The 1,198-nt window shown below is 59.3% G+C and carries 2 rRNA genes; both read right to left on the reverse strand.

From position 1 onward, the window contains the following. Positions 1 to 41 precede the first annotated feature (41 nt). A 5S ribosomal RNA gene (rrf, locus tag ABJK56_RS05785) occupies positions 42 to 158 on the reverse strand. A 60-nt stretch (positions 159 to 218) separates the two neighbouring features. Then, a 23S ribosomal RNA gene (locus ABJK56_RS05790) occupies positions 219 to 1,198 on the reverse strand; the annotation flags it as partial.

Genomic DNA, 1,198 nt, shown 5'->3' on the forward strand with positions numbered 1-1,198 from the left:
AAAAGCGAAAGCCCTGGGCCTAAACCCAGGGCTTTCATAATTCCCGGCAGCGACCTACTCTCCCACACCGTTTCCAGTGCAGTACCATCGGCCCTGGGGGGCTTAACTTCCGTGTTCGGAATGGGAACGGGTGTTTCCCCCCCGGTATGGCCACCGGAAAAACTTCCAAACTTGGACAACTCAACTGGGCTGGCACACCAAGCGTTTGGGAAGAAAGTACGGTCAAGCCGCACGGCCGATTAGTACGGGTCAGCTCAACGCGTTACCGCGCGTACACCTCCCGCCTATCAACCTGGTCATCTACCAGGGGCCTTCAGGGGCTTGCGCCCGGGACACCTGATCTTGGAGTTGGCTTCCCGCTTAGATGCTTTCAGCGGTTATCCTTTCCGGACACAGCTACCCGGCGCTGCCGCTGGCGCGACAACCGGTACACTGGAGGTCCGTCCGTCCTGGTCCTCTCGTACTAAGGACAGCTCTCCTCAAGTGTCCTCCGCCCGCACCAGATAGGGACCGAACTGTCTCACGACGTTCTAAACCCAGCTCACGTACCGCTTTAATCGGCGAACAGCCGAACCCTTGGGACCTGCTTCAGCCCCAGGATGCGATGAGCCGACATCGAGGTGCCAAACCCCGCCGTCGATGTGAACTCTTGGGCAGGATCAGCCTGTTATCCCCGGCGTACCTTTTATCCGTTGAGCGACGGCCCTTCCACACGGGACCGCCGGATCACTAAGCCCGACTTTCGTCCCTGCTCGACTTGTGGGTCTCGCAGTCAAGCCCGCTTATGCCTTTGCACTCTCCGGCTGGTTTCCAATCAGCCTGAGCGGACCTTTGGGCGCCTCAGTTACCCTTTGTGAGGCGACCGCCCCAGTCAAACTACCCACCTGCCATTGTCCCCGGACCGGATGACGGCCCTGGGTTAGAACCCCAGTGCAGTAAGGGTGGTATCTCACCGACGGCTCCACCGAAGCTGACGCCCCGGCTTCACAGCCTCCCACCTATCCTGCACATACCACACCAAGGTCCAGTGACAAGTTGTAGTAAAGGTGCACAGGGTCTTTCCGTCTTGGTGCGGGTAACCGGCATCTTCACCGGTACTTCAGATTCGCTGAGCCCCCCGCGGAGACAGCGCCCAGATCGTTTCGCCTTTCGTGCAGGTCGGAACTTACCCGACAAGGAATTTCGCTACCTTAGGACC

Origin of the sequence: Thermogutta sp., assembly GCF_039793925.1 — a bacterium.
In the GTDB taxonomy this organism is placed as follows: domain Bacteria; phylum Planctomycetota; class Planctomycetia; order Pirellulales; family Thermoguttaceae; genus Thermogutta.